Source organism: Acinetobacter sp. SWBY1, assembly GCF_002946595.1.
Classification (GTDB): Bacteria; Pseudomonadota; Gammaproteobacteria; order Pseudomonadales; family Moraxellaceae; genus Acinetobacter; species Acinetobacter towneri.
Genome location: NZ_CP026616.1, coordinates 2,109,818 through 2,128,302 on the forward strand (window position 1 = coordinate 2,109,818; position 18,485 = coordinate 2,128,302).

The 18,485-nt window shown below is 39.4% G+C and carries 16 protein-coding genes; all 16 read left to right on the forward strand.

Going from position 1 to position 18,485, the window contains the following annotated elements:
* Position 1: 1 nt before the first annotated feature.
* Positions 2-1,051 (forward strand): pseudaminic acid synthase, encoded by a 1,050-nt coding sequence (gene pseI, locus C3Y93_RS10205; protein ID WP_104852835.1) that lies wholly within the window; start codon positions 2-4, stop codon positions 1,049-1,051.
* A 199-nt stretch (positions 1,052-1,250) separates the two neighbouring features.
* The gene (locus C3Y93_RS10210) at positions 1,251-2,204 is read left to right on the forward strand and encodes a glycosyltransferase family 52 (protein WP_104852836.1); all 954 of its coding nucleotides are present in this window, start codon (positions 1,251-1,253) and stop codon (positions 2,202-2,204) included.
* Positions 2,205-2,277: 73 nt separating this feature from the next.
* Positions 2,278-3,231 (forward strand): glycosyltransferase family 2 protein, encoded by a 954-nt coding sequence (locus C3Y93_RS10215; RefSeq protein WP_104852837.1) that lies wholly within the window; start codon positions 2,278-2,280, stop codon positions 3,229-3,231.
* Between the two features lie 4 nt (positions 3,232-3,235).
* Positions 3,236-3,964: a hypothetical protein gene (locus tag C3Y93_RS10220; protein WP_104852838.1), complete on the forward strand. Its 729-nt coding sequence runs from the start codon at positions 3,236-3,238 to the stop codon at positions 3,962-3,964.
* 118 nt (positions 3,965-4,082) lie between these two features.
* Positions 4,083-5,060 (forward strand): glycosyltransferase, encoded by a 978-nt coding sequence (locus tag C3Y93_RS10225; protein WP_213064876.1) that lies wholly within the window; start codon positions 4,083-4,085, stop codon positions 5,058-5,060.
* A 5-nt stretch (positions 5,061-5,065) separates the two neighbouring features.
* Positions 5,066-6,157 carry a glycosyltransferase gene (locus tag C3Y93_RS10230; RefSeq protein ID WP_104852840.1) on the forward strand — a complete coding sequence of 364 codons (1,092 nt, stop codon included), beginning with the start codon at positions 5,066-5,068 and terminating at the stop codon, positions 6,155-6,157.
* 244 nt (positions 6,158-6,401) lie between these two features.
* Positions 6,402-7,598 carry a hypothetical protein gene (locus C3Y93_RS10235; protein WP_213064877.1) on the forward strand — a complete coding sequence of 399 codons (1,197 nt, stop codon included), beginning with the start codon at positions 6,402-6,404 and terminating at the stop codon, positions 7,596-7,598.
* Complete coding sequence (locus C3Y93_RS10240) at positions 7,595-8,737, forward strand: glycosyltransferase family 4 protein (protein WP_104852841.1); 1,143 nt, start codon at positions 7,595-7,597, stop codon at positions 8,735-8,737. The genes C3Y93_RS10235 and C3Y93_RS10240 overlap by 4 nt, the downstream gene beginning before the upstream one ends.
* Positions 8,737-9,348, forward strand: coding sequence for a sugar transferase (locus C3Y93_RS10245; RefSeq protein WP_104852842.1), 612 nt, complete (start codon positions 8,737-8,739; stop codon positions 9,346-9,348). The genes C3Y93_RS10240 and C3Y93_RS10245 overlap by 1 nt, the downstream gene beginning before the upstream one ends.
* A complete protein-coding gene (locus C3Y93_RS10250) occupies positions 9,341-9,997 on the forward strand; it encodes a NeuD/PglB/VioB family sugar acetyltransferase (protein ID WP_104852843.1) in 657 nt (218 codons plus the stop codon). Before C3Y93_RS10245 ends, C3Y93_RS10250 begins: the two co-directional genes overlap by 8 nt.
* Positions 9,998-10,035: 38 nt before the next feature.
* Positions 10,036-11,211 carry a DegT/DnrJ/EryC1/StrS family aminotransferase gene (locus tag C3Y93_RS10255; protein WP_104852844.1) on the forward strand — a complete coding sequence of 392 codons (1,176 nt, stop codon included), beginning with the start codon at positions 10,036-10,038 and terminating at the stop codon, positions 11,209-11,211.
* Positions 11,212-11,465: 254 nt separating this feature from the next.
* Positions 11,466-13,340, forward strand: coding sequence for a nucleoside-diphosphate sugar epimerase/dehydratase (locus C3Y93_RS10260; protein ID WP_104852845.1), 1,875 nt, complete (start codon positions 11,466-11,468; stop codon positions 13,338-13,340).
* A gap of 88 nt (positions 13,341-13,428) precedes the next feature.
* Positions 13,429-14,310 carry a UTP--glucose-1-phosphate uridylyltransferase GalU gene (gene galU / locus C3Y93_RS10265; RefSeq protein WP_104852846.1) on the forward strand — a complete coding sequence of 294 codons (882 nt, stop codon included), beginning with the start codon at positions 13,429-13,431 and terminating at the stop codon, positions 14,308-14,310.
* A gap of 141 nt (positions 14,311-14,451) precedes the next feature.
* Positions 14,452-15,720, forward strand: a complete 1,269-nt coding sequence (locus C3Y93_RS10270; RefSeq protein ID WP_104852847.1) for a nucleotide sugar dehydrogenase — start codon at positions 14,452-14,454, stop codon at positions 15,718-15,720.
* Between the two features lie 14 nt (positions 15,721-15,734).
* Positions 15,735-17,441 (forward strand): glucose-6-phosphate isomerase, encoded by a 1,707-nt coding sequence (gene pgi, locus C3Y93_RS10275; protein ID WP_171287423.1) that lies wholly within the window; start codon positions 15,735-15,737, stop codon positions 17,439-17,441.
* Positions 17,434-18,459: a UDP-glucose 4-epimerase GalE gene (gene galE, locus C3Y93_RS10280; protein WP_104852849.1), complete on the forward strand. Its 1,026-nt coding sequence runs from the start codon at positions 17,434-17,436 to the stop codon at positions 18,457-18,459. The genes pgi and galE overlap by 8 nt, the downstream gene beginning before the upstream one ends.
* The last annotated feature ends 26 nt before the right edge of the window (positions 18,460-18,485 follow it).

Below are 18,485 nucleotides of genomic sequence, written 5' to 3' on the forward strand. Positions count from 1 at the left end.
AGTGAATAAGAAAATACAGATCAATGGTCGAGATATTGGAACTGATTTTCCTCCTTATATTATTGCTGAATTGTCCGCCAATCATAATGGTCGTTTAGAAACAGCATTAAAAATTATAGAACAGGCAAAAATCTGTGGTGCTGACGCTATTAAGTTACAAACCTATAAGGCAGACACTATTACCCTAAATAGTAAAAATGAAGAATTTATGATTCGTGGAGGGCTATGGGATGGCCAGTCATTATATGAGCTTTATCAAAAGGCACATATGCCTTGGGAGTGGCATAAGCCTTTGTTTGATTATGCTCGTGACCTAGATATTACTATTTTTAGTTCTCCTTTTGACCGAACAGCGGTAGATTTACTGGAAGACTTAAATGCTCCTGCATATAAAATTGCTTCTTTTGAAGCTGTAGATTTGCCTTTAATTAAATATGTGGCTGCTACAGGTAAGCCAATGATTATTTCTACAGGTATGGCAGATAAAGAAGAAATTGCAGAAGCAGTACAAGCCGCCTATGATGGTGGATGTAAAGAGTTGGCAATTTTACATTGTGTGAGTGGTTATCCTGCACCAGCAGAAGATTATAATTTAAGAACGATTCAGGATATGGCTTCAAGTTTTAATATTCCTGTTGGTTTGTCTGATCATACTTTAGATAATACAACTGCTATTGCCTCCGTTGTATTGGGTGCTTCTATTATAGAAAAGCATTTTACTTTAGATCGTAATGGCGGTGGGCCTGATGATAGTTTTTCATTAGAACCTGAAGATTTGAAACAATTGTGTAATGGTGCCAAAACTGCATGGCAGGCTTTGGGTCAGGTAGATTATGGTCGTAAATCTAGTGAGCAAGGCAATGCACAATTTAGACGTTCACTTTATTTTGTGAAAGATATGAAAGCTGGTGATGTTATTGATGAAACTTGTATCCGTAGTGTACGTCCAGGTTTTGGTTTACCGCCAAAATATTATGATGAGCTGATGGGTAAAAAAGTGCTTCAGTCGATTGAAGCTAATACACCTGTATCTCAAAGATTTATTAAATAATTTGCATTGGACCTCTTGCGAAAGTATAGTTTTATCTAATTTTTGAATTGGCTAAAGCCTCATAAAATATAGCTTTTGGCTGCTTAAAATTTGACTAACGCAAGAAGTCTATTATTTATGTATATTTTTAAACCAACTGATTTCTTGAAATTTTTACACTTTATTTATTTTATAGTTTTAAAAGGCAACCCTATTCGCTATGTATTTTAAACCAGTTGAAACAGTTTTTCTATGCAGAACACCTTTGCAAGCACGAATCTGTTTGGAGATTATAAAAAATAATAAAATCATTGAGTTTGATTTTATTTATTTTACTCAAAATAATAGCGAGTCAGATAAAAGGTATTTTTTAGAAATTTCAAGAAGAGCAAATAAGTCTGCTTATATTTTTGTTAAAAAACAAAAAAAAGATATTATTAATCATATTATTTCTGTTTGGAATTTTAGCAAGGAAGGCTTTGAAAAAAACTATCTGAATATCTATATAGCTAGTATAGATAGTTTGTTATTTAGGTTTATTATTAAAAAAAATCCTCAGGCTTCAATTTATGGTTTTGATGATGGTACAGCAAATATTACTCAATCCAGTTCATATCATAATGTAAATGAATCGGGAAAAATTTGTTTTTATAATAAGTTATTTGGAATATCAAGCATTAATGATATTAAATCTAGAATATTGATGCATTATACTATCTATTCAGATTTTTGTAATATTGTTTCAGAAGATAAACTTTGTTTTTTAAATTTATTTGATAGTATAAGATTAAACCCAAGAAATGAGAAAGAGATAACTTATTTTATTGGGCAACCATTTCATGAATATTTAGCTTTAAGTGAAATAAGTAAATTAAAATCCTGGTTGATTGGGCAGTCAATAGATTATTACGTTATGCATCCTCGAGAAACAACGCCATTGTTAGAAGTTAAATTATTGAATAAAGAGGGTATGATTGCTGAAGATGCAATCTTTAAAAATGCAGGTGAGTCAAAAGTGCGTATAATATCAGCATATAGTACAGTATTATTCAATATAAGTTCTCAACATGCAGAAAAAATTTATATTTCATTAAAAAACGATAACTCAGAAATTAAGCGTCGTTCTTTGATTGAAAAAACAGGATCACAAATTATTGAAATTTTTCATAAATAAATTGTAAAGAAAAAACTTTAACTAAATAATTGGAAATTTGGTTGAGTACTCAATTTAATGTAGGATAGTCTAAATGTTTAGTGTGGTAATACCCTTATATAATAAGGAAAAGTACATAGGCCGTGCTGTCGAAAGCGTATTAGCTCAAACCTATCAAGACTTTGAACTAATAGTGGTGGATGATGGTTCAACCGACGCAAGTGTAAGCCAAATAAACAGCATTTTTGATCCAAGGTTGCGAATAATCCAGCAAAAAAACCAAGGTGAGGGACCTGCAAGAAATGCTGGTATACAAGTAGCTAATAGAGAATGGATTGCTTTTTTGGATGCAGATGATGCATGGCTCCCTGATCATTTGGATGAATTAAGTAATATAATTAATAAGCATCCTAACGCTAAAATGCTTTCAACATCATGTGCTCAAATTGAAGACAGTAATGAAAAATTTAATGTAAAAAATTCTTTAAACAGTCATATTAGAGAGATTGATTATTTTTATGAAGCCTCTATAAAAATAGGCATTATTAACTCTACATCATTAGCTATAAATAAGTGTGTTTTTTTAGATGTTGGTGGATTTAATCAATTTAAAGCTGGTGCGGATCTAGAGTGTTGGGCAAGAATTGCACTAAAGTATAATGTTGCAATATCTAATAAAATAACATGTTGTTATTTCAGAGATACGGGAGGCGTGATGCAATCACTTGCTGCTAAAAAGGCTACAAAACCAGTAACGACTTTGTCAGATATTTCTCCTTCAGTAAATATGTTGGTTCAACAAAGTAAAAGAGATTCCTCTATTCTCCATAATCAAAGTATTCGTCGATATATCAATAGTCGCCTTTTTAATGGAGTAAAGGCAAGTTTGTTTAAAAATGAATATTTGAATGCAAAGAGTGTCTCTAAATTAGCACTACCTCAGTTGAATTTGTTATACACCTTGCTTTTTATCTTCTCTTATACCCCGACCTTTTTTTTAAAAGCTGGTGTAAAATTAGTACAATTTTTAAGGAATAAGAAGAGATGATAATATGATACAGCGTAAAATATTTTGTTTTTGGACCGGTGATAATGAAATCCCAGAGATTAGAAGAAGATGTGTTGAGTCCCTTGCCGACTCTGGGCTTATGGTATGCTTAGTCACTAATCATAACCTTCATGAATTTATCCCAGAAGACAAACTTCACCCAGCATATTATGCTTTGAATTTAGCACATAGGGCAGACTACTTAAGAGCTTACTTTATGCATCACTTTGGTGGTGCATATTGTGATATCAAGCCATTAACAAGTTCGTGGTTAGATGTTTTTCAAGAATTAGAAAACAGTAATACCCTACTTGCTGCTGGATACCCAGAAGTCGGTCGTTGGGGAGTCGGAAATTGTTACCAAAATGCAATTTTGCTAAATGAAGATGGGATATTTAATAAGTTTTATTATTATGTGAAGTGGCGATTCTTGCAGTTGAATTACAAAAAGCTTATTGGCAACGGGGCTTTTATTTTTAAGCCACAAACCCCTATTACTCAGGAATGGTGGAATGAACTCAATTCTCGGTTGGATAAAGTACATGATAAGTTATTAGCACATCCTGCTAAATATCCAAAAGAGCGTATGGGACTTGTTTATGATGGAGTTGTTTCCCAGTACCCAGTTCCATGGAGTTACTTGTTAGGTGATATTCTCGCTCCCATTATATTAAAACACTCCTCTAAAGTACTAAAAAATTTACCTCCACCATCATTTGAAAACTATCAATGATTTATAAATTAAATATAGGCGATTTAAAATGATATGTATTTATTCCCCAAGTTCGAATATATGGGGTGGGGGGCAGATTTATATAGAAAACTTATGTCGTTATATGAATGAGAATGGCTTGCCTACAGTTATTTCAACATCAGAGCCAGAGACTTTTTCTTGTCCAACTATATCTATGCCAGCAGTTTCCTCTAAAATTAAACGATTATCTACATCATTTTCTTTAGCGAGGTCACTCAAGAATCACGGTATTAAGATTATAGTACTGAATGATCTTTCATCGCTTTGGTTGGCACCTATATTTCGATTATATGGTTTAAAAGTGGTTTCACTCTTACATATATATTTACAGAAGCAAAATTCTGCGGGTTTAGGTCATGGAACTATAGAATATTATTTATTAAAATTTTCCAGTTTCTTCTGTAATAAAATATTTACTGTTAATAAGGAAAATATGAGGGTATTCCCTAAAGATATGGAATTTGTAGGGAATTTTATCTCTCCGTGGTTTTTTAGTTCACCTATTCAGCCTAAAAAATATGATATAGCGATTATCTCAAGGCTTTCAAGAGAAAAGAATATTCCTTTATTTATAAAATTGGTTGCCCAATTAAATACAATAAGTAGCAAGCCGATTAAAGCATTGATTCTTGGTAAAGGAAGTGAACGAGAAACAATCCAAAAAGAGATTGAGACTCTAAATCTCCAAGATAATATTGAGTTACGTGATTGGGCAGATCGAAAAGACTTACCTGCTATTTACGATAGTATCAAGTGTTTTGCGATTACCAGTCATCATGAGGGGTTTGCGACTACTTTACTTGAAGCTCACGCAAGAGGAGTGCCAGCAATAACGACCAAGAGTGCAGGTTATTGTGCTGAATTCTTAGAGAATTTGGGTGGAGTCACCGGACAGTCTTTTATTCCTGAAGATGTGGCAGATACCGAATTTCAAAAGAAGGTACTTGTGTTGATTGATAATGCTCAAGATTACCACGATGCCTGTATTAGCAAAGCGAAGCTATTTAGTGAGGAAAAAGTATTAGGGAAAATCAGTGCTGGTATTGAGTCCCTTTTGAAAAATACCAAAGAGTGATTTAAATGAAAATTCTAATGATCATAACCGGGTTAGGGATGGGCGGGGCTGAGCATCAGGTGTGTAACTTAGCAGATGACCTAACGTCCCGCGGTCACAGTGTTAAAATTGCTTATTTGTTGAAGCCTGTAATCGTAAAACCTAAATCGGAAAAAATTGATTTAATTTGGTTGGGGGGGGGTAAATCATTACTCTCTATATTCAGTGCTTTTTTTTGTTTAGTAAAAATTATCAAAAAATATAAGCCGGATGTTGTACATAGCCATATGTTTCACTCCAATATTTTGTCACGTTTAGCGAGAATTTTTATTTCCATTCCTCATTTAATAGGTACTACTCATAGCAATAATGAAGGTAACAAACTGCGTATGTTTGCTTATAGAATAACTAATTCCTTGACTGATATATTTACCGGTGTTAGTCAAAGTACTATAGCTTCATTTGAAGCTAAAAAGGCTGTACATAAAAATAAAATGATTTCTATCTATAATGGTGTTGATATTAATTATTTTAAATTTAACGAAAACTCTAGGAAACAACTAAGAACAGAATATAACTTGCAAAACAAAAAAGTATTTATTGCAGTTGGTCGGTTTCATGAGGCTAAAGATTATCCTAATTTACTCAATGCATTTGATATACTCCTAAAAACACATATTAATATTCATTTGTTAATAGTGGGTGATGGAGAACTCCGTAATACCATAGAAAAAGTAATTTTAGAAAGAAATTTAGGTGGTTATATTACATTACTAGGTATTAGAAAGGATATCCCTGAGTTATTGTCTGCAGCTGATATATTTGTTTTACCTTCAGCTTGGGAAGGGTTTGGTCTAGTTGTTGCTGAAGCTATGGCTTGTAAACGTATAGTAGTTGCAACAGATTGTGGTGGCGTAAATGAAATAGTTGGTGAAGCAGGCTTTCTGGTCACGCCCAAAGATTCTAAAGCTCTTGCTTCTGGACTGGATCAAGCTTTGAAATTAAACCTTGAGGAGCGAAAAAAATTAGGTGAAACTGCACGATTTAGGATTGTGCAACACTATGGATTAGAGGCAGCGACAGAAAAATGGTTGTCGGTTTATTCAGCACGATCATGAAATGTAGTGATTGAATCAAATCATATGTTTGAAACTTAATCTTACATAACTAAAGTAAATATCAGTTATGAATAGTATAGTTTGTGATGTTTTTTAAATATCTTATTCTGAATGTTAATATATTGATTTGTTTAATTCAATTTACTATAAGTGATCATTCCTGTTAAAAACACATCCTATTTAACCTTGATTATTCGTATTATTCTTATTTTAATACGGATCTCATTAATAATAAGTGGTATTCATGGCACTATTTTCAACAGCATGGCATTTAGTTGGGATATTTTTTGTTTTCTTGTTAGGGGCATTAATTGCTCTTAGTATAAGACGTTTGTTTTATTGTAATCCTGTTCGCACATTAGCTCTTTATTGTTGGCATGCTTTTTTTTCAATAGTCTATGCAATTTATGTTGTAAATAAAGGGGGAGATGCAACTAGATACTATAATAATAGCTTATTAGATGGAACAAGTTTTGCGTTCGGAACACGTGGTATAGAGTTCTTTACATCATTTTTTAGCCAAGGTTTAGGGCTATCTCTTCTAGGTACTTTTTTTGTCTTTCAAATTTTTGGTTTTATTGGTTTATTGGCTTTTGATGCAGCTTTAAGAGAGGTTACAAAGAATAAAACAAAAAAAACCCGCCAGCTTGCAAGTTTGATAGTTTTTTTACCATCAATTAGTTTTTGGTCAGCTGCTATAGGTAAGGATTCTTTATCCTTTATGGCAACTGGTTTAGCATTATGGGCTGCTTTAAAGCTTAATAAGCGTATTGCCACTATGGCTGTTGCTATATTAGTTATGTTATTTGTTAGACCGCATATAGCGGCAATGATGGTAATTGCTTTAGCCGGCTCATTTGTTTTTCAATCTAACATTCCTACTTTGCAGCGTATTTTTTTTGGTTCTATTGCTTTGGTTTCAACAGTTATGTTAGTGCCTTTTGCTCTAAACTATACTGGGATTGGAGATAATGCTGGTGCAGAAGAAGTAATGACTTATATTGAAGGCCGACAAGCTGAAAATTTATCTGGTGGTTCAAGTGTTGATATTGCCAATATGAGTCTTCCAATGCAATTATTTACTTATTTGTTTCGCCCTATTATTTTTGAGGCAAGGAGTATTTTTTCTTTATTAGCAGCTATAGATAATTTAATTTTACTTTATTTGTTCGTTATCGGTTTTAAAGCCGTAATTAAAAAACCTTTACCTATTCATTTATTAGAACATAATAGAATGTTTTTATGGATTTATTCTTTATTGGCGTGGTTTATATTGGCTTCGACTACAGCCAACTTGGGAATTGCAATCAGACAAAAATGGATGTTTACACCGATTCTAATTTTCTTATTGATCTCACTGATTGGTAAAGAAAGAAAAATGAATAAAGGGGATAATCTTGCATCCAATAAACTCTCTTTTAGAAAGCGAAATAATTTATGAAATTTTTAATGATTTCCAGCTTTCTCCCCTCTGTGCTTAACTTCAGAGGAAAACTACTCGAAGCGATCCATCAGCAAGGCTATGAAATCCATATTATTGCCCCTGAGGTTGCGTTATTTAAAGCAGAGCAGCAAAAACTTGAAGGTTTGGGCTATTATATACATGAAGTACCTATGCAACGTACAGGTACAAACCCCATCGCAGACCTAAAAACATTGTGGGCAATGTATAATATAATAAAAAAAATCAAACCAGACTATGTACTGTCTTATACCATTAAGCCCGTAATTTACGGTACACTGGCTGCATGGTTAGCTAAAGTACCCTATCGTTTTGCACTGATTACAGGTTTAGGTTATGCCTTTCAAAATGTCGAACACGGCAGCAAGCGTAGTTTCTTCCAAAAAATAGTACATGGTTTATATCAGCAAGCCCTTTCACATAGCAATAAAGTCTTTTTCCAAAATCCTGATGACTTAAAACTTTTTCAAGATTTAAAACTTTTGCAACTCAATTTGCCTACAGTGGTGGTGAATGGTTCAGGGGTGAATGTTACGGACTTTAATGTATTACCTTTTCCTGTGAATGCACAAAATAATCCTAAACTTTCATTTTTACTCATTGCTCGGTTATTGGGTGATAAAGGTGTACGAGAATATGCAGAAGCAGCGAAGCTAATTAAACAACAGCACTCAGAAGTTGAATTCAACTTGGTGGGTTGGATTGATGAAAACCCTGCAGCAATCCAACAATCAGAATTGGATACTTGGGTTACTGATGCAAGACTGAAATATTGGGGTAAGCTTTCAGATGTACGACCCGCTATTGCAGAAAGTTCAGTTTATGTTTTACCTTCTTATAGAGAAGGAACACCGCGTACAGTTTTGGAAGCGATGGCAATGGGACGTGCAATTATTACCACAGATGCTCCTGGCTGTCGAGAAACTGTAATTCAGGGCGAAAATGGCTTTTTAGTTGAAGTAAAATCTGTGACGAGTCTAGTCGATGCGATGCAAGAGTTTATAAATAAGCCTGAATTAATTGAGCAAATGGGGCAGCGATCTAGAGAAATAGCTTTAAATAAATATGATGTACATCAAGTGAACCGACATATGATGCAAGAAATGGGTTTAATATAATGCTAAAACGCCTCCTCGATATTATTATTGCTTCTATTGCCCTGATTTTACTGTCACCGTTGTATTTTTATGTGGCACATAAAGTGAAAAAAAATCTAGGTTCACCAGTTCTATTCCGTCAGGTACGCCCGGGTTTACACGGCAAACCTTTTGAAATGATTAAATTTCGCAGCATGAAAGACGCGGTAGATGCACAAGGCAAACCCCTACCAGACAGTGAGCGACTAACCCCTTTTGGCAAAATGCTGCGTTCTAGTAGTCTGGATGAAATGCCAGAATTATGGAACGTCATTAAGGGCGATATGAGCATCGTCGGACCACGCCCACTACTCATGGAATACTTACCATTATATAACCAAGAACAAGCCAAACGCCATTTAGTCCGCCCAGGTATGACAGGGCATGCACAGGTCAATGGACGTAATGCCATTAGTTGGGAAGAAAAATTTAAACTCGATACGTGGTATGTAGAAAATCAATCGGTTTGGTTAGATTTTAAAATTATGCTGAAAACGGTTAAAAAAGTGCTCGCCAAAGATGATATTAACGAAGCAGGCGAAGCGACTATGACTAAATTTACAGGTACACAGTCGGATCAACAGCATGACTGAACTGTATGCAATCTATGGTGCTTCAGGGTGTGGGCGTAGTTTAATGCCAGTGGCAAGAGCCCAATTAAAGCGTTTGGGCAATCCTGCTGAAATTGTATTTATAGATGATAGCTTAGTTGTAGAAACTATAATCAATTCGCATCGTGCCATGAATTATGCAGCATTTAAAGCACACCCAGCGACTCAAAAACAGGTGTTGATTGCGATTGCCAATAGTCAAGTACGTGAAAAAATTTCAAGACAACTTGAACAAGATGCAATTGAGCTCTGGAGTGTTCAGGCAGATAATGTCGTACTGATGGATGAGGTTGAAATTGCCGCAGGTGCAGCACTCAGCCCTTTTGTGAGCATTACCTCAAATATAAAAATTGGTAAATGCTTTCATGCCAACTTATATAGCTATGTAGAACATGATTGTGTGATTGGTGACTTTGTGACTTTTGCCCCAGGGGTTCAGTGTAATGGCAATATTCACATTCATGACCATGCCTATATTGGTGCGGGTGCGGTGATAAAACAAGGTACGCCAGACCAACCTTTAATTATTGGTCGGGGGGCGGTGGTTGGTATGGGCGCAGTAGTGACTAAAAGTGTACCTGCAGGTGTGACCGTTGTTGGTAACCCTGCGCGATTGTTGAAAAAGAACTAATTTTTAAGACGAATACGATTAATATTTTAGGATAAAGCATGTTAAATACTGCATTTGAACCATGGCCAAGCTTTACTCAACAAGAGGCAGATGCCGTATCTCAAGTTTTACTGTCCAACAAAGTTAACTACTGGACAGGGCAAGAATGCCGCGAATTTGAAAAAGAATTTGCCCAATTTGCGAAAACCCAATATGCCGTGGCACTTGCCAACGGTACTGTCGCTTTGGATGTTGCACTAAAAGCCCTGAATATTGACGCGGGTGATGACGTGATTGTCACTTCACGCACCTTTTTGGCATCTGCCAGCTCGATTGTGACTGCCGGGGCCAATCCAGTTTTTGCCGATGTAGAACTCGACTCGCAAAATATTTCTGCCCGTACTATAGAAGCAGCACTGACCCCAAATACCAAAGCGATTATTTGCGTGCATTTAGCGGGCTGGATGTGTGATATGGATCCGATTATGCAACTGGCGCAGGACAAAGGCCTGTATGTTATTGAAGACTGTGCACAGGCACATGGTGCCATGTACAAAGGCAAGCCTGCCGGATCAATTGGCCATATTGGTGCCTGGTCCTTCTGTCAGGACAAAATTATGACCACCGGTGGCGAAGGTGGCATGGTCACCACCAATGATGAACAGCTCTGGAAAAAAATGTGGTCATATAAAGACCATGGTAAAAATTACGACAGCATTTATAACAAACAGCATCCACCAGGGTTTCGCTGGTTACATGACTCCTTTGGCACCAACTGGCGCATGATGGAAATGCAAGCTGTGATTGGACGTATACAATTACAGCGCATGCCAAAATGGACACAAAAACGTACCGAGCATGCACAGCGCATTTTGGCAGCCTTTCAGGACAGTCCATATTTTACTGTGCACTATCCAGACAGTGACTATGTACATGCCAACTACAAGTGCTATGTGCAGGTCAATAGCGAACAGTTACCTGCAGATTGGTCACGTGATCGTATCATGCAGGAAATTAATGCCCAAAATGTCCCTTGTTTTAGTGGCTCATGTTCAGAAGTATATTTGGAACACGCCTTTGATAGTACAACATGGCGACCTGCACAGCGTTTAGCAAATGCACAGCAATTGGGCGAAACCAGTTTAATGTTCTTGGTCCATCCAAACTTAAGTGATGACAGTATCACAAAAACTATTGCGGCGATTCAGCAGGTGATACAACAGATGGCAGGCTAAGCCATACTGATGATGCAGTCTTCTGGTGGTGATCTTCATCTTGTGATAGGGCTTAAAGGGCTGCGTCAGATGAGTTGGTGCATTTACATCACTAGACTATTACATGCGATAGAGTTACCTAATCTTTAAACCGAAAATAGAGTAAAATATGTAAATGATATATTTTACTTTGATAAAAATAGTGTGAACTGAGGGTTGTTTTAAGATGTCTCATCCAAAACATCCTCAGTAAAAAAATTGAGAAGCCTCATCCCGTGAAATCCATTATCGAACCTGCTGTAGAATCCCCACGCGCTGCCAAACTCGCATTTTTAGTTGTGCTGGATTTCTGTGTATTTCCTGTATTACTGTGGCTATGTTATGCCATTCGCCAGTTTGATTTAGGCGCAGAAGTGGTGCCCAACTTGGCTTTTGGTTCGGTATGGGCAAGTGTGATTGCCGTTGTATCGCTGTTTATTTTTGGGGTGTATCGCTTTATTGTGCGCACCTACAGCGAACTGTTTATGGTCAAGCTAGGGCTCGGTACATCTTTGGCTGTGGCAGGGTTGTATGCGTTGGCTTACTTTACCGATGCCTTTATCCCCACTTCTATTCCGCTCATGTTCGGCTTTCTCATGTTCGCTTGGGTTTGGTTTAGCCGCGGTTTTATTCGCTTTATCGTGCGTTCTTATTTACAGGCCGATGTACAAAAAAAACGTGTGGCGATTTATGGTGCAGGCAATGCAGGTCAGCAAATTGCAGGAGCACTCTACAATTCCGATGAACACTTACCCGTATTATTTATAGATGATGATCCGTCACTCACTGGGCAACAGTTGGGACGTTTAAAAGTCTATGATGCAGAAACAGCATTAAAAGTCATGCCGAAAAAGCATATTGATGAAATTTTGATTGCGTTGCCTTCTGTCGGACGCATGCGTAAAAGCGAGATTGTCAAATTTTTAGAACCTGCACATATTAAAATTACCGAAATTCCAGGACTGACCAAACTGGTCGATGGTGAAATTCACGTATCGGATATTCAGGAAGTCGATATTATTGACTTGCTCGGGCGTGACCCTGTGCCGCCAGTACCCGAACTGTTGGCTAAAAATATTCAAGACAAAATGGTCTTGGTCACAGGCGCGGGTGGTTCCATTGGTTCTGAATTGTGTCGCCAAATTGTCAAAAATAAACCCAAAGCTTTGGTAATTTATGAACTGACCGAATTTGCGTTGTATAGCATTGACAAAGAATTACGCTTAAATAGCGATGTCACGATTATCCCGATTTTAGGTTCAGTGCTCGATCAGGCCAAACTAGAGCGAGTGATGGAACAGTATAGGGTTCAAACCGTGTACCATGCGGCTGCTTACAAACACGTGCCGTTGGTAGAATGTAACCCATTGGCAGGTTTGAAAAACAACGCCATTGGTACAGCATTTAGCTTAAATGCAGCGGTCAAAACAGGTGTAGAAACCTTTGTACTCATTTCTACCGATAAAGCCGTGCGCCCCACCAATGTCATGGGGGCGTCTAAACGTATGGCAGAATTGTATTGTCAGGCGATGGCAGAAGCGCAAGATCAGACCCAAATCAGCATTGTTCGTTTTGGGAATGTTTTGGGTTCATCGGGTTCGGTGGTGCCGTTGTTTAAACAGCAAATTGCCAAAGGTGGGCCTATTACCGTGACTCATCCTGAAGTCACCCGTTACTTTATGACCATTCCAGAAGCCTCGCAATTGGTGATTCAGGCGGGTGCTTTAGGTCAGGGGGGCGATGTATTCCTGCTGGATATGGGGGAACCTGTACGCATTCAGGACTTGGCCCGTCAAATGATTGCACTGAGTGGGTTAAAAGTACGGGAAACAGGCAGCCAGGAAGGTGATATTGAAATTCAATATTCAGGCTTACGCCCAGGCGAAAAACTTTACGAAGAATTGTTGATTGATGCCGATAATACCGAAGTGACCCAGCACAGTCGTATTTTACGTTCTTATGAAAAAATGTATCCGTTGGATGAATTGCTGATGGTGTTTGAGCGTATGCATGACTTAACCGCAATTCAAAGTGATATCGACTGGGCTTTAGCACAGCTTGAACACTATGTGGATGGTTATGCCCGTGGGACAGAAATTAAGGTGAACTAAATTTCAAAAACTAAGTTGAAGTAAGTCAGTTCAACTTGCTGATGAGTAAAATTTAACTAAAAAATTTGTTTGAAATTAGGTATCTAAGATGATTAAAAAAGCCATTTTACCCGTTGCTGGTTTAGGCACCCGCTTTTTACCTGCCAGTAAATCTATCCCTAAAGAAATGGTCACCGTGGTCGATCGTCCTGCGATTGAATATGTAGTGCGCGAGGCAGTTGCAGCAGGGATTGAGCAAATTATTTTGGTGACCCATTCTTCTAAAGCCTCCATTGAAAACTATTTTGACCGTAACTTTGAGCTAGAAACCACTTTGGAACAAAAACAAAAAATGGATTTGCTCAAAGAAATTACCGAAATTTTACCTGCGCATGTCAGTGTCGTGAGTGTACGTCAGCCACAACCTTTAGGATTAGGGCATGCGGTTTTATGTGCTCAATCTGTAGTGGGCAATGACGCCTTTGCAGTGCTGTTACCCGATGTATTGGTTAAAGATGATGCTGCACAAAATGACTTGGCACGCATGATTCAGCGTTTTGAGCAAAGCAACGCTGCACAGATTATGGTCGAAGCAGTGCCAAATCATCTGGTCGATCAATACGGTATTGTCGATGTAGCCACTGCACCGGCTGAAGGTGAAAGTACAGTGATGCAGGGCATTGTTGAAAAACCTGCAGTGGGCACGGCACCTTCTAATTTATCGGTGGTGGGGCGTTATGTCTTGCCTGCAGAAATTATGACTTTGCTCGAAAATACCCCTAAAGGAGCAGGCAATGAAATTCAATTGACCGATGCCATTGCCATGTTGCAGCAAAATAGTGTGGTCGAAGCTTACCGTATGCAAGGTCAGACTTTTGACTGTGGCAGCAAGTTGGGTTACTTAAAAGCAGTGTTGCATTATGGACTCGATCATCCAAAATTAGGTGATGATTTTAAAGCTTTGATTCAAGAGTTAAAGCTTGAATCATAAAGGTGATTAATGGGGGGGGGAAGATTAGAAAATCTCTCCTAGACTCCCTTCTTACGCAAGAATTTAAAGCAGTGCTTAAACTCTTGCTCAGGGAGGAACCTTGTGAAATAAACAGCATCAACCAATGCATAGGAACACATTTTGAAAGTCGCAGTCTTTGGAAAAACCCTCTATGCAGGCGTGATGTCTGCACTCTTGGCAGAATGTGGGCATCAAGTCTATTGGTGCGATATCTTTCAGGATGCTGCCCATCCACTCGAACAGCAACATCTCAGCTTTCAAGACCAAGCCTTGAGCCTGTTATTACAACAACAATGCAGCAAGGGCTTTTTACACTATTGTGATTTTGCTGCATTGCCTTTAGACGTTGATGTGTATCTACTCAGTTTGAACCCGACTGAAGAAGCACACGCCTTAACCGTTTTGGGGCAGTTGCAACAACGTCCGATCATTCACCCTAAATTGATGATCAATGCCTCGACTTTGGGTTTAAATGGCACACAGCGCCTGCAAAAAATCTTGCCACAAGATGACTGGATGTATTTGCCCGACATGATTCAAGAGGGTAATGCCATTCAAAGTATGACCCGTGCACAGCAACTCACGGTGGGTTGTGAAAATGAACGTGCACAAGTCAAACTCAAAGAATTACTCCGCCCTTTATTTCCCCGTGCACAGCAATACCTGTTTATGCCCGTGTTGGATGCAGAATTTACCAAACTGAGTATTTCCGGCATGTTGGCGACTCGTATCAGTTATATCAATGACTTGGCAGTGGTGGCAGAAAAACTCGGGATTGATATTGAACATGTGCGACAGGGTATGGCGGCAGATAGCCGTATTGGTGCATCATATATGTATCCTGGTGCGGGGTTTGGTGGTGAAAACTTTAGCCATGATATTTTGACGCTTGCCAGTACCGTATCCACCACAGGGGTGAAAAGTCAGCTGTTGGCGCAGGTCTGGGACATTAACGAACAACAAAAAGAACTCATGTTTAGAAAGTTGTGGAATTATTATCAGGGCGATTTAAACGGCAAAACTGTGGCGATTTGGGGCGCAGCCTTTAAAGAAAATACTGCACGGGTGCAACATTCTGCCATTCATGTGATGTTGCCTGCGTTGTGGGCGCAGGGTGTGACGGTCAAATTGCACGACCCACAAGCCTTGCCTGAAATTGTGGCACAGTATGGTCAGCGCGATGATCTAATTTTATGTACAGACCAATATCAAGCCGTCGAAGGTGCATCGGCATTATGTGTGCTGACCGCGTGGAAACAATATTGGAGTTTGGATTATCCAACTTTGTTGCAGCAGATGCAGCATCCACTGATTTTGGATGGTCGCAATATTTATGATCCTGAATTTGTGAAGGCACAAGGTTTTGCTTATATGGGAGTCGGTCGCTAATGATTCGTAGCACAATGCCACAGACGCAAAGCTCGATCTCCCCAAATGACAATGCCTTGCCGCAGTTACAACAATTGCAGCAGCAGTTTCAGCAGCTGCATTTAAATCAGCTCTTTGCTCAAGATCCGCAGCGTTTTCAGCGTTTCTCGGTGGCTTTGGACAGTGTGCTGTTTGACTATAGCAAGCATCGGATTGATGCCAAGGTGTTGCAGACTCTGGTTCAGTTTGCACAGCAGAGTCAGCTTGCTGAGTGGATTGGACGTTTATTTTCAACGGCAACGGGCTCAGAGAAAATCAACTATACCGAACAGCGCGATGCGATGCATTGGGCCTTGCGTTTGCCTGCGACCAGCCCAGCATCAAGTGCTTCCGAACAGACCGATGCCTACGCTGCATTGACTGAGCAAGTCCATACCCAGCTTGAGCGTATGTATGCCTTGGTGGAAAAAATCCATGCAGGCCAATACCGTGGTGCCACGGGTGAAGTGATTCAGGATGTGGTCAATATTGGTGTGGGTGGCTCAGATTTAGGCCCATTGATGGTGACCCAAGCCTTATCTGATTTTAAAGTGGCAACTGAAAAACCACTGAATGTACATTTTGTGTCCACCATGGATGGCAGCCAGCTATCTGAATTGCTGCATCGTCTGCGTCCTGAAACTACTTTATTTATTATTTCGTCCAAGTCTTTTGGCACCATTGATACCTTATCCAATGCGCAAACGGTGAAACAATGGCTAGAAAAGGCCTTGGGTACACATGCGCAAATTCTGAAACATCACTTTATTGGGGTATCCACCAAAGCAGATAAAATGACCGCTTGGGGCATTTGTCCTGAAAATCAGCTCTTGCTTTGGGATTGGGTGGGTGGTCGCTATTCGCTATGGTCGTGTATTGGCTTACCGATTGCCCTGACCATTGGCGTTGCGGGTTTTCAACAGTTTTTAGCAGGTGCACATGCGGTTGATCAGCATTTTCAAACGGCTGCATTTGATCAGAACATCCCAGTGCTGATGGGCTTGCTGGGGGTGTGGAATAATAATTTCCTGAATATTCAGACTCATGCGGTGTTGCCTTATGATGGACGTTTAAAATACTTCGCTTCGTATTTACAGCAATTAGAAATGGAATCTAATGGCAAGTCGATTCAGCGTAATGGCGAGGCGGTTAGCTTGGATACCTGCCCGATTGTTTGGGGTGAGGTTGGGCCGAATGCACAGCATGCGTTCTATCAATTGTTGCACCAAGGGACACATGCGGTCAGCTGTGATTTTATTGCCCCTGTGCAGCGTTATAATGCCAATCAATTTACCTATGCGGAAAATGCCGAGGCTTTGGTGGAGCAGCATCATTTGGCCTTGTCCAACTGCTTGGCGCAGTCGCGGCTTTTGGCCTTTGGTAATCAGGCCTTAGATCAGCAGGAATTAGATGGCTTAGCGGCATATAAGCAGTACAGTGGTAATCAGCCAAGTAGCAGTATTTTATTGCAAGAACTCAATCCGTATAGCTTGGGCATGTTGATTGCCCTGTATGAACACAAAGTCTTTGTGCAATCGGTGCTGTGGAATATCAATCCTTTTGACCAATGGGGCGTAGAAAAAGGTAAGGAAATTGCCAATCAGCTCTTGCCTATTTTGAATGGGCAGCAACAGGATTTATCGGCACTCGATGCATCGACTCAAGGTTTATTAAAAATTTTATTAGGAAAAATAGATGGCTAATGTTTTAGTAACAGGCGGTGCGGGCTATATCGGTTCACATACCTGTGTTGAGTTGCTGAATGCAGGGCACAGCGTGGTGGTGCTAGATAATTTGTCCAATAGCTCGGCAGAGTCATTGGCGCGGGTGCAGCAACTGACGGGCAAAACCTTAGAGTTTATTCAGGGTGATATTCGTGATGCTGCTGCTTTGGATGCTGTGTTTGCTGCACATCAAATTGATGCGGTGATTCATTTTGCAGGACTTAAAGCAGTGGGAGAAAGCCAACAAATTCCACTGAGCTATTTTGACAATAATATTGCGGGTTCAATTAGCTTGATGCAGGCGATGCAACGCGCGCATGTGTTTAAACTGGTGTTTAGTTCATCGGCTACAGTATATGATGAAGCCAATATTTCGCCCTTGCATGAAGAGATGCCAACGGGCATGCCAAGCAATAACTATGGCTATACCAAACTGATTGTGGAACAGCTCTTACAAAAAGCAGCCCTTGCCGATGCACGTTGGTCAATTGCGTTATTGCGTTATTTTAACCCTGTGGGGGCGCACAAAAGTGGCTGCATTGGCGAAGACCCACAAGGTATTCCAAATAATTTAATGCCTTATGTCACCCAAGTAGCGGTGGGACGTCGTGAAAAACTGTCAATTTTTGGGCAGGATTATGCTACGCCAGATGGTACAGGCGTGCGCGATTATATTCATGTAGTCGATTTGGCCAATGCGCATTTATGTGCCTTGAATAACCGTTTGACTGCACAGGGTTGCCGTGCTTGGAATATTGGTACGGGTAATGGAATTTCGGTGCTGCAAGTGAAGAATACTTTTGAACAGGTCAATGGTGTGCAGATTCCATTTGAGTTTGCACCACGTCGTGAAGGTGATGTGGCGACCTCTTTTGCAGATAATAGCCGCGCCTTGCAAGAACTGGGCTGGACACCACAATATGCTTTAGAGGATATGTTGGCCGATAGCTGGAACTGGCAAAAGCAGAATCCGAATGGTTATCGTCAAGATGAATGATTCCAGCTATACATTCAGCCACAAAG